At 35.0% G+C, this 12,663-nt stretch carries 7 protein-coding genes; 4 read left to right on the top strand and 3 right to left on the bottom strand.

What is annotated here, in order from left to right; translation table 11 throughout:
* Window positions 1-7: 7 nt before the first annotated feature.
* The 3 genes from CG11_RS27330 (at window position 8) to CG11_RS27320 (ending at window position 9,403) form a co-directional block, all read left to right on the top strand.
* Window positions 8-721 carry a hypothetical protein gene (locus tag CG11_RS27330; protein WP_052600090.1) on the top strand — a complete coding sequence of 238 codons (714 nt, stop codon included), beginning with the start codon at window positions 8-10 and terminating at the stop codon, window positions 719-721.
* 80 nt (window positions 722-801) lie between these two features.
* Window positions 802-8,790 (top strand): RHS repeat-associated core domain-containing protein, encoded by a 7,989-nt coding sequence (locus CG11_RS27325; RefSeq protein WP_052600089.1) that lies wholly within the window; start codon window positions 802-804, stop codon window positions 8,788-8,790.
* On the top strand, window positions 8,771-9,403 hold the full coding sequence (locus CG11_RS27320) for a hypothetical protein (protein WP_156039943.1): 633 nt from the start codon (window positions 8,771-8,773) through the stop codon (window positions 9,401-9,403). Before CG11_RS27325 ends, CG11_RS27320 begins: the two co-directional genes overlap by 20 nt.
* A 663-nt stretch (window positions 9,404-10,066) precedes the next feature.
* On the opposite strand, the gene CG11_RS27315 is transcribed toward CG11_RS27320, so the two are convergent.
* The 3 genes from CG11_RS27315 to CG11_RS27305 are packed head-to-tail and all read right to left on the bottom strand — an operon-like array spanning window position 10,067 to window position 10,976.
* Window positions 10,067-10,351, bottom strand: coding sequence for a type II toxin-antitoxin system RelE/ParE family toxin (locus CG11_RS27315; protein ID WP_052600087.1), 285 nt, complete (start codon window positions 10,349-10,351; stop codon window positions 10,067-10,069).
* Entirely contained in the window at window positions 10,348-10,626 is a 279-nt protein-coding gene (locus tag CG11_RS27310; protein ID WP_052600086.1) for a hypothetical protein, read from the bottom strand. The genes CG11_RS27315 and CG11_RS27310 overlap by 4 nt, the downstream gene beginning before the upstream one ends.
* 17 nt (window positions 10,627-10,643) lie before the next feature.
* Window positions 10,644-10,976: a helix-turn-helix domain-containing protein gene (locus CG11_RS27305; RefSeq protein WP_052600085.1), complete on the bottom strand. Its 333-nt coding sequence runs from the start codon at window positions 10,974-10,976 to the stop codon at window positions 10,644-10,646.
* A 194-nt stretch (window positions 10,977-11,170) separates the two neighbouring features.
* Between CG11_RS27305 and CG11_RS30280 the strand changes: the two genes are divergently transcribed.
* On the top strand, window positions 11,171-12,663 hold a 1,493-nt coding region (locus CG11_RS30280; protein ID WP_052600084.1), incomplete at its 3' end, for a CHC2 zinc finger domain-containing protein.

Raw genomic sequence — 12,663 nt, 5'->3', positions numbered from 1 at the left:
AAGAACAATGAAAATAATAGGCATTTTACTCTGTTGTCTTGGCGTGAGTTGTGCTAGTGCGCAAAACTTTAGAAAGGACTTTATAGAGGTTTATAATAATTATAAAAATAGATCTTATTATACACAGGAGGTTACGGTAGCTTCTTATGAAAATAAGGGAGAGAAGAAGCCAATACACCTAGAAAAAGGTAAAATAGTTAAAGGTAAAGAAAAATACTACTCTAAATTTGCTGGTCAAGAAACGATACTAGATGGAAAGCAATTTTTGTTTATTAACCATACAGAGAAGAGAATGACTTATTATGATGAGGTTAATTTAGATTTGAATGAATTAACTCAAGTTTATCAGCAAGGTTTGGATTCTGTAGGACAGGATAGGATTACTTATTTAGGAAGTACTGGTATTTATAAAACATATCAGATAGAGAGCCCTAAAGAAATGATTAAAATAACGGAGATAAAACTTAATATGAAAAACCAAATGGTTGAACAAGTAGTTTACTATTACCAACCAATAGGTCAGTATAAAAGTACTATTTATAAAACAGTTATAGATTATCATTTACTAAGTGAAAAAGAACCACCTATTGACAGCTTTAATTGGCAAAAATACATTACTGTAAAGAATAATGTAGCCGTTTTAAATAAACAATACAAGCAATTTAATTTGACACAACGAGAAGAAAGAGAGTTTAAGTGGGGACAGTTGTCCAAGCAGTAATAAGATATTATTTTGTTGTTTTATCTCAATATACGTGTTGATTAATAGAATACTAAAACCTAATAAATTACACTCATAATATGAAATATATTAATTGCTTTTTGATATTTTTTCTTTTATTACTTCAAAGCCAAGCTGTCTTTGCAGAAGAAGAAGAATACCTTGCTAGTTTAAAAGGAAGCAATATTACTCCCAATGCTAACTTAGTTGGAGAAGATGCATGGTATAATTATATGCAATCATTTACAGATTGGGAGGATCGTTTGATTTCATCTTCGAAGGAAGCGCCTTATGACTTATCTAAGAAATTTACTAATATATCTATGGATAGTTATCTTAGTTTTAGATGGGAAGGCTCTGAAAATATTGTTTTTACAGATAATTGGAGTTATCGAGTAGAGGTAATGATTCAACCATGGAATACTAAGGGAGAACCTATGCCTGTAGTAACAAGGTGGTTGTCGATTGATTACAAAGTAGACCGGCAAGAAAATTTCAAAGATTGGGATGTATTTCATATCCCTAATGCTGCACGTTTGGTGGTAAAGGTATTAAATATTGAATATACAGATTTAAACGGAACTGTAGCTACTCCTAGCCATGTTCCACTAATGAAAGAGGATTTGTATCTTGAGGCGAAGGTTAAAGTAAAGCGTGTTTTTTCTTTGGATTTAGAAGAAAGTCTAAATATTATACAGGAGAACCTAAATTTAACAGAGAGAACAGTAACTTATACATGGAACCATGCAGAAGGGGCAGAAGAATATGATTTTGAATGGTTGTATCTTTCAGAAGATGTTAATGCTCCAGTTAATCTTTCGGATCCTCAGATAGCTAACTCAATTTGGAAAAGAGCTACTCGCGTAAGTTTAAATCATAATTACTACAAAATAGAGTTGCCATATGACGAAGGTAAAGTTTATTTTAGAGTCCGTGCCGTTGGTTATGGAAATGAATTGAATCATCGCTTAATTGGTGTTTGGGATTACAGTGCTTCTCCTGTTTCTATTTTGGATAGTGGAGGTGATCTACTTCCCTTAGAGAAAAATAAAAACTGGACTTACCAAGCTTCTTATGCAGAGCAAGGAAAGCGAGTGGAAGTATTAAATTTTGCAGATGGTACGGGGCGTGCTAGACAGAGTGTGACAAAAGATAATTCTTACCAGCGTTCTATCGTTTCTGAAACAGTGTTCGACCGAGAAGGTCGGCAGGCAATACAGATTATTCCTAGTGTGGCAAAAGCTATAGATAACCAACTTAAATTTTTTGAGAGGTATAATATAGTAGAAGGGATAGACCAAAATGGATTGCCAACTGTGGGGAATCCAATACATTGGACAGATTTTGATACAGATGAACATTATACGTTTGATGCCCTTCAGGAAACAATGGAACTGAGTACCTTTGCTGGTAGTAGTAGATATTTTTCAGGTGCAAATAATGATAAAAATAATGAAGGAGCAGCTTTTATAGCTGATGCAAAAAAATACCCTTATACTCAAACAGTTTTTGATAATCAAGGAAGAGTAAAACTTCAATCTGGAGTAGGGGAGACACATAGGTTTGGTACAAAACATGCAACAGAGTATCATTATGCAACGGCTTTTCAAGAGGATTTAGACGAACTGTTTGGTTCTGAGATTGGCTATTCACAGCATTATAGCATGCAAATGACCAAGGATCCCAATGGTCAATTATCTATTTCTTATACCAACTTATCAGGACAAACAATCGCTACGGCACTACTAGGAAATGTTCCTAAGGATGCTAATCAAAATGGGTTAGTAGATCCTTTAGATGGTAGTTTGTATCGTTATCCTACAGAACGAATTAAAACAAGAGACTTGATTCCTTCTAGTGAGTTGAAAAAGAATAGGCTTAGTAATGCACGAGTTATTAGAAAAGAATTTATGGTTACTTCTCCTGGTGATTATGACTTCCATTATCAGGTGAATGTTAGTTCTTTTACAGGATGTGATGGGGTTGCTGTTCCTTGTGATTTTGAGTTAATGTTTAATATGTATGACTCTGAAGGGAATGTTTTGAATGGTCAATTAATTCCTAATTCTACAATGGTTTTTGGGGAATTCTTTGATGTTGAAAACGGGGATGTTTTTGATTTTAAGTTTGTGGCAGGGATCAATAATTTAAAATCTTATACCATAGAAAAAATACTACGTCTTAAGAATATTGCAGATAAAGTAGAAGCTCACAAAGCTATTCTTACAGCAGCTAATCAGACGTATATGCAAGGTTTGGCAGCTTATTATGAAGATCCTGAGAACCTAAGTCCACCTACTTATACGGAATCCAATTGTATAGACGTTGCTCCATGGTTAAGTGATTATCCTAACAATTGCGAAAATTACGATAGTGACCCTACTAGTCTAGGATGTGAAGGAATCAAGAGTCTACTTAAAGCAGATATGCTTCCAGGTGGACAGTATTATGATGCCTCTAATTGGCTAGAAGATCATATTACTTCTCCATTTCCAATTAATTATCAAAATGTTAGTTATCCTGATTGGGCAAGTATTCGCAATTTGACGTATATAGAAGTAGAGGAGATTATGACACAGAACAACCTTTTTGAGTATCATCCAGAGTGGTGCTTATATGCTTATCAATGTGTTGATAATCCTATCAATGGCCAGACTTGGTATCAAGCACTTCGTCAACAAGATGCAGATTGGTTGGCAATGGATGCTGCAACAGCAAACAACTTGGGATATTTGACCATCCCTACCAATGGAATGTGTGTGCAAGGTACAAATGGAAATACTGGATATTGGGGGAATATAAATTACCCTATGCTTGCTGCCGTGCGAGGTATTACTAGTACCTATTTTGCGAATCCAGCAGTTTTAGAAGATCATATTAAGTATGACATGTGTCAGTTTGTCTCTGATGGGACAAATAATTTTGATATTGGTCAATTGGCAAGATTGGCAGATGCAAATGTTCCTATAGAAGAAAAATGGGATGCGATTAGAAGCATGATGATTGAATCTAAACGTAGGGGAATGAACGAGCATATTATTAAAGAAGCTATCTGTGGTAGTTTTTTAGGGGATGCTGATCCTAATGATGGAATGTATGTCGACGATAAAGGCTTTTCGATTAGAATACCTGATTATTATGATGTAATTACGCAAACGGAGACTCAAACGGGATTGAATATTACTACAGCAGGGAGTAATAGTCATGGGGATATACAAAATATAGCTAATCAAATCTTAAATCAGAATGTAGTTTTTACTGGTGGACCTTGTACGGTTTATGAGGCAGTTATAAATTATAATTGCTATTTGTTAGGAGATCATCCTGCTAGTAATGAAGAACTTACTATTGATATTAATTTTTCAGATCCTAGTTTGATAGCTTTGTACGGTTCTTCAATTAATGTCTTGCCCACAGTTTATTTTGCTAATGCTATATGTAATGTAGGATCTCTTCAAGGTCAAATAAATAATAAGATAGCATCATTCCCTTCACCACTTAGCAATGATTTATCGGCAATTGTTACAAAAAAAAATGACCAAATATATATAAAATTTTATTTACCTACTTCGAATCCTAATTATTATAATGTTTCATTTAATTGGACATTGCTTCAACGTTATGAAAATACTAATAATACAAGTATTTCTAATAATACTGAAGCGATTGGCTATGCCAATTGTAAAACTAAAGACTTAAATCTTCTATGTGATTATTATAAATTAGTCGATATAATAGATTGCCCTAATGATGGGACATCAATCGATTTGACACTATATTCTAGTAGTAGTACTTCTGCCTTTTCTACTACCTACGGTACTACACCACTAAGCTTAGGCACTATTACTGCGGGAATGTTGGGAAGTAACTGTAATAATGATTTGAGTATGCTTCAAGCAACTTTGAATGCAGCAGTCAACTCGTTACCATCACCTTTAAAAGATGACCTTATTTTGTTTGCTCGTCAAGGAAATAATGGTACAATCGAATTGGTTGTTAAACTACCAAGTTTGGAAGTAGATGTTAATGGGCAAATTTATAGCACAAGTACTTATGATAATGTAGTCTTGGGGACAACAATTCATACTCCTAGTTTACCAGATGTAGTTAATTCATACAATATTGAATACTTCTCTTGCAACGATCAAAATTATACTACTTGTATCTGTGAAGAAATCAGCGCTTTAAAAGAGCAATACAACCAAGCATTACCTAGTGGGTATACAACAGTTTATCAAGCGATTGCTGCTAGGTATTCTAGTGATTTAGGATTTCCTGTCAGTGTAACCGATGTACAATTTATTGAAAATAACTATTGTTCTTCTAGTTCTGTTCTCAGTTATCCTTTGGGGAGTTTTCAAGATTTACAAGATTGGAAAGCTGCCTTTAAAATAGAGACAGGCATCAATTCAAACTTCAGAAATGAATTGGCTAAATGTTTGGAAATTTCAAGTCCTCTATCATGTGAAGAAGAAGCCATCGCATTGGCACTGTTTCATGCAGAAGAATATTTGAACAAAAAAACAACAGAAGCAGTAGCAAGGTACAGAGAAAGCCTTAAAACAGACTGTGTTGATAATTTAGTAGAAGAGTTTACACTTACTTATACAGATAGAGCACTCCATTATACGTTGTATTATTACGATGCTAGTGGCAACTTAGTGCAAACAGTACCTCCTACAGGAGTAGATATGTTGGAGAGTAGTGCTGAGTTACTCGCAGCCAATGGAAGGAGAAAGGGGCATAAATTAAACCCATCTGCACCAGCTGAGGAACCTGCTCATGAGATGAAAACAACTTATAAATACAATACGTTAAATGAAGTTCTAGAATCTACAGCACCAGATAGAGGTACGGTTCGTACTTATTATGATAAACTAGGGCGACCTGTTTTAAGTCAAAATGCTCAGCAAGTTGTTGATAAAACAGCCAATTATATTACGTATGATGGATTAGGTCGCGTAACGGAAACGGGTGTAATTGCAGAAAATGCAAATCCACCAGCAGGAAAGTTCCTTTTAACATTTAGTGGCTTGCTAGACCCTAATAATCTAATCTCATTCCAAAGTATGTTGGATGATAATATTGCTCGAAGCTTACACGGTTGGGCTGGTTGGACAAAATCAGAAGTCAGATCAACTTTTTATAACGAAGGAATACCTAGCTTAGATAGTAAGTTTGAAAATGAAGTAGGTTTAAGAAGAAATAGAGTAGGAGGTCAGTCTTATTCTATGGATGGGCAGACGATAGATTATCAAATTGCTTATAATTATGATGTCTTTGGAAATGCGAAAGAAGTATGGCAGTTTTATCCTCAATTGTTGGGTAATTCTTACAAAAAGCTACTGTATGATTATGATTTAATTTCAGGCGTAGTTCATCAAGTAGATTATCAGAAAGGAGAAAAAGACCAGTTGAGTTTTAAATATTCGTATGATGCTAATAATCGTTTGATTAAGGCTAAGTCAAGCTTAAATGGCTTCATTTGGAACACAGAAGCTAAGTATGAATATTATTATCATGGTCCTTTAAAAAGAGTCGAATTAGGAGAGGATAAAGTACAAGGCTTGGATTATTTATATACGATGCACGGTTGGATAAAAGGGGTGAATTCAAATAAATTGAATGAAAATTATGATCCAGGACGAGATGGCAATAAAAATAGTACTCTACATGCCAATATAGGAGCGGATGTACATGGAAGAATAGCAAAGGATGTTTTTGGATATACTGTTCATTATTATGATAATGATTTTGTTGCCATTAATACAAATGTGCAGGATTTTTCAGAGGTTCCTACATTGAATCAAACAGGGAATTTATACAATGGGAATATTAGTTCTGTTACACAAGCACAGACGAAACCTCAAATTGATGGGGTGAATGTCCAAGAAGCATTGCCTTCTATTTGGAAAAAATACCGCTACGACCAACTACATCGTTTAGTAAAAGCACAAACTTTAGAAAGATCATTAGGCGCAGCATGGGGACCGTTTCCTCCTAGTGGTAAATTTGATCCACCTACAGGTTTGCAAACGGAATATCAATATGGACCTAATGGCAATATTCTTAATCTGAAACGTTATGTAAACAGTGCACCTAATACATTTCCAATTCTTTTGGATGATTTGACGTACCATTACAATGCAGGACAAGCAACGCTTGCAACAGATCCAAAGAATTTTGTCAACAATAAACTAAGTACAGTACGAGAAGCTTCTACTCAATCTACTCGTACAGATGATTTAAAAGATATGGTTAATAATGATAACTATGTCTATGATAAAAATGGTTCGCTCATTGAAGATAAGGGAGAATATATAGAATCCATAGAATGGACTTCTGAACAAAAAGTTCGTTATGTTAAACGACCCAATACGAATCCAGAAAACAGACCTGATTTGGAGTATGTATACGATTTTCAAGGAAATAGGATTTCAAAAACACAAATTCCAAATGTTAGTGGAGCTCCCGAAAAGCATACTATTTATGTTAGGGATCCCCAAGGAAACGTTTTAGGTGTTTATGAGTATGAAAAAGAGGTAGGGCAAGTAGCATCAACTATCTATAACACACCTACAGTCTATTTAAAAGAGCAGATGCTGTATGGATCAGATCGACTAGGTATTATTAAACGCAATGTGCAAACAGGTGGACCTGCTAAAATATTAGGCGATGGTACTCAGATTCTTAGTACTGTAACTCCTAAAAACATGATTAGCAGTTATTGGGAAAATATAGAAAGCGACAATACCTTTAGTTATTCAGATTTTAATCAAGTTAGAGACGAAGGCTTTGATATTAGTAAGGTACTTGATTTGAAAAACTTAAGTATTACCGCAAAAGATCAATTATATTTTAAAAGTTTTCCTATATTTACGAAAGATGAGGCTGTATTGCAACGTATGGAACGAATCCGTGGAAATCATCGTTATGAATTAAAGAATTTCCGAGGAGATGTTCGTCAAATAATTACAGATGTTAAGCTAGGAGAAGATACGAATGCAGATGCTATAGCAGATGTTTATACTGCGAATGTTGTTCAAGTAACAGATGGCTATTCGTTTGGTTGGGATATTGTAGAACGTACGTTTACAGTGGATGATCACCGTTTCGGGTTTAATGGCAAAGAAAATGACAAGGATTGGGGGAATCAATTGATACAGGATTATGGGTTCCGTTTGTATAATCCTGCTATCGCTAAGTTCCTTTCTGTTGACCCACTTGCGCCTGAGTATCCAGAATTAACTACCTATCAATTTGCTAGTAATCGACCAATTGATGGTATTGATTTAGATGGTCTAGAATGGAAAGAAATAAAAAGAGCATTCTATGTAGCTGGAAAAAAAGGAACTGAATTAGTAATTAACACCGCTGGTGGAGTTGTATATGCTGTAGTTCACCCTATAAATACAGGAAAGGCGATTATAGAAGAAACAAAAGAAACAGCTAAAGATATAGGTACTATTTATGGCACAGGAGCTCAAATATTTAGCAATCACTTTTTTGAAACTGAATTTGAAATTGATAGAGAGACATTTTATGATGCAGCCCAAAACACAGGTAAAAGAATTGTAGAAAATGGTGGATCGACAATCATATTTGGAGGCATGTTATCAAGTGCTAAACATATGGCTAAAGGATCTAGGGCTAAGCTTTTCTCAGGCGTACCCTTAGATTTTAGATCCACAGGGTATGGAACGACACGTATTTACCATAGCGGTATTCAAATAGGGGAACATACATGGAACCCTAAAACAAGTAGTGTTAATATTGAAATTAATTTACCAGAACATTTACAAGGTAAGGGAATAGGAAAAGAAATATTTAAAGATGCTGTAGAAGATGTGAATCAGTTTAATGCTCAGTGGGTTAAAAGTGATAGATTGTATCCCGAAAAAGGTATGTCTGATAATTTGATTCAATATAATAAAAATATTGAGAATAAAATGACTCCAGAAGCTGCTGCTTGGAATACTTGGTCAGGACGCCAAGCTAAAGAAAATGGATTTACAACTGTAAAGGTGACTGCTACAGAAAATGGTGTAAATGCTGTGTTTACTAGATAAAAATATATTAACTATGGGAATGTGTATTAGTTCAAAAGAAGCTAGTTCTGGCTTATTTCGCTCATATAATCATTATAGTTATCATTTCTTTGTAAAATATTGGGGAGAATATTTTCCTAGGCTTTCTAATAATCACTATCTAACTTATAATTTAATAGAACAAAAGTCTTTATTAAAAAAAATGAATGAAGATTTAAAAGGTCTGTTAAAGAATTTTAGAGATAAGGAAAATATAACTACTATATTCTTTGATAAGAAAGAATATACTCTAAACGTACGACAAGAATATGATTTTAGTATAGCAACTCTAGTTGATATATATAACATATTCTTAAAAACAGAACAGAAAAATGGAATTGTATATTATATTGATACAACTATTTTTGAAGAAAATTGGCTTGCAAAAAATATAGTTTACTTATTACGAGATGAAAATCGAGGAATAAATACAAAGCAATTGCATGATACTTTAAAATATTTAAATAAAAATGTTCCTCTTCCTGACTTTACTATAGGAGACTGTGAAGACGCTATTTCAGTTTTAATTAAATATGATTATATGACAGGAGGGAACTCCAATAAGTTAACGAACTTAGGAAATCTATTATATTAACAAGGTATTCCACCGAGAGAGTAGCGTTCTAGTATTGCGCCAGTAGCTTGAAAAAGCTACCAGCCACTAGCCGTTCCATCTGTCACAGTACTAGGCTTTACTATTCGGTGTCATGGCAGTTCTCGTGCTTATAGCCTCGGCGTAGCATCCTTGTCAGGTTCACTCCACCAAATAGCCACTGGCTATATGCCCTTCGGGTACGTTCGTTCATGTTATAAGCATTCCACCGCCCTAGTATGTGTACCTTGTAGGAGCTGTCAGGCTGCGTATTTTTGTTTTCTATTGAAAAAGAAATATTGGTAAATACTTGCATAAAAAATCCCCTTCGGCTGATAGCTGAAGGGGCATCTTTTCAAGTTCACTCCACCAAATAGCCAGTGGCTATTTGCCCCTTTGGGGTACGTTCGTTCATTATGTAGTGCTCTATCGCTGTGACCACAGCTTTCCTATAGCACACCTGTCACTCCGTCCACAAGTGGTTCTCTACACTAAACAGCCACAGGCTGTTTGCCCTAGACGGGTTCGTTTCGTTCATACTTACGGTACATACAGCCCTGTCGGGGCTTTCGTTCACGTTTTTTATTACAGCCTAGTCGGCTGCAAACTTTAATTATTTGCCAGTCGCTGCACTCGCTAAGTGGCAGCAAAAATTAAAGGGAGGGATTAATCGTTAAAACCGTGATCACTACGAGTAGAAAGAAAATCAATGATAATAATATCATTTTCAACGGTTGTATAAATTAACAAATTGTATTCTTTGATTACACAACGATAGGCATTTTTAAGTTTAGAATATTGACCAATTTGTAATCCTAACTTTAAATATTCTTCGCACTTTTCAACTTCTTTTTGAAGAGCAATAGCCGTTTTGATTGAAAAATTAGTTGCTAAATAACTAATCGTATTGGCGTATTTATCTTGGGCATCTTTTAGCCAAATTACATTCACTTTTGATCTTTTTTATTGGCTAATAATTGGTTGATATTATCTCTTACTTGTTCACTAGAAACCGTTTGAGCTGTGCCATCATTGACTGCATCTAACTTCGCTTGCAACTCTTTTTGTTGCTTTGGTGTTAAATCATTCCACCAATCTGATTCCTTTGAATTAGGAGCATTGAGTATACCATGTGCAAAGTCAGAGATCCTTTGAACAGAAGCCATGTCCATATTTTGCAATAAGAATATGAGATTTTCTCTTATTAAATTATTTCCTTGTTCCATTGTTAAAATTTGTTGTTTTAGGAATAAGCTTGTTTAGCTTGTGCATCCCGAATAGCCATTTCTAAAAAAGATAATATCATTTTTTTAGAATCACCTTCTATTGCTTGAATAGCTGTAAACTTATTATATAAATCCAAGTCTTGAATCTCAGAATTTTCACCCATGATCAAGTAATCTGTAGAAACACCCAATACTTTTGCTATATCTGCTAATAAATTAGCTGGAGGAATAGTTGTTCCTACTTCATAACGAGATAAGCTTTTAAGATTGATATTTGCTCGTTCAGCTAATTCTTTTTGAGAAATTTTTTGTTGTTGTCGAGTATGTTTAATTCTTTCTGATAAAGTCATAAATGAGTTTTTTATCATTATTAATACGCCACTTTGTCTATTTAGATACAAAAATAAGAAAAAAAAAGTAAAAAATCTTATCAAAGTCTTTTGATACTATCTCAAAATTGTTACATTTGAGACAGATATGAGAATTTTATTTTTTTTCAAAAGAATTTTTTTAGTCGACTAAGGGAGTTTGCAACCCCTAATAAATGACAATCGAAGAAATCAAAGAAAGGCTAAACATAAAAGATGTCTTAGCGCATTACGGAATTGTAATGAACAAAAACAAACACATCAACTGCCCCTTCCACGAAGACAAAACGCCAAGCATGAAAGTGTACGAAGAAACCAACACGGTGTATTGTTTTAGTGGCAACTGTGCAACACATGGGAGCAGCTTAGATGTGATTGAGTTTGTAATGAAAATGGAAGGGGGCACCAAACGCCAGGCAATTTTAAAATGTAAAGCATTGCTAGGGCACATCGAGCCGATCAAAGCAGAGCTTCGTTCAATAGATGAAGTATGGAAAAGCTTGCAACAGAGTTTAAGCAGAAGCGAAAAGGCAAAAAGTTATTTGAAAAATAGAGGATTATCCACAAAGGGTGTGGGTTATCATAGTGGACAATTACACAAAGGAAAGTTAGCCAAAGAAGCAAAAGCAGTGGGCTTGATTAATGAGCAGAACAAGCCATGGGCAGCGAATTGTGTGCTTTATCCACTTAAAGATGCGCTGGACAAGGTGGTCAGTTTATACGGACGAAGTCTGACGACTGGCCACTTTTATTTGTCTGGGCGTAGTGGTTTATATCCTAGTTATCCAAGTAAAAAAGTGAAGCGGATTATACTAACAGAAAGCATAATAGATGCAGCAACATTGTTAGAAATCAAGGCTTTAAAAGACTTTGAAGTTTTAGCCTTATATGGAACAAATGGATTTACTGGAGCACATAAAAAGGCATTGGAAAGCTGCGGAGATTTAGAAGAAATCATCTTGTTATTGGATGGCGACGAGGCAGGAGAAAAGGCAAGCAAAAAGTATCAAACAGAACTTGAACAATTATTACCAAAGGTAAGGACAAGAATCGTAGAGCTGCCACAGAATACAGATGTCAACGAGCTTTGGGCAAATCATTTAAGTGAAGCAATGTTTATAGAATTATTACAAATAGAAGCACCAAAGAGCCTTAAAAACCAACTAAATACAGCGAATCCCAACAACTTAATCTATCAAGGGATGCACGCTGTTTATTATGTAAAAGGCTTTAGTTCGTTGAAAAACTTGGATAGCTTGAAAGTGACCTTGGTAACGGAGTTAGAGCATAAGAAATCCCGTGGTAAAGTAGAGTTGTACGAAGATAGTGCGGTACAAAAGTATTGCCGAGCAGCGAGCCAAAAGCTAGGGATCAATGAAGATTTATTGGACTTAGATATTAGTTTGTTGACGGATGAATTAGAAGCTTATCGAGCAAGTTTTGAAAGTGCTGAAAATAAGAGTTCTACTGTTGTAAAGCACTTTCAAATCACGGCGGAAGCTCGAAAGCAAGCCAAGGCATTTTTGAGTCAGAAAAACTTGTTCCAAAGGCTGAATACGTTGATTGGAAAAACGGGCATTGTTGGCGAAGAAAATACAAGATTGTTATTGTTAATCGTGGCGAGTTCTTATAAATGCAAAGACCCCTTGCACGCTTTGATACAAGGTAG

Origin of the sequence: Aureispira sp. CCB-QB1 (genome assembly GCF_000724545.1) — a bacterium.
Classification (GTDB): domain Bacteria; phylum Bacteroidota; class Bacteroidia; order Chitinophagales; family Saprospiraceae; genus Aureispira.
Note: the sequence above shows the minus strand (reverse complement) of the source record. Positions and strands in the feature narration are given on the sequence as shown.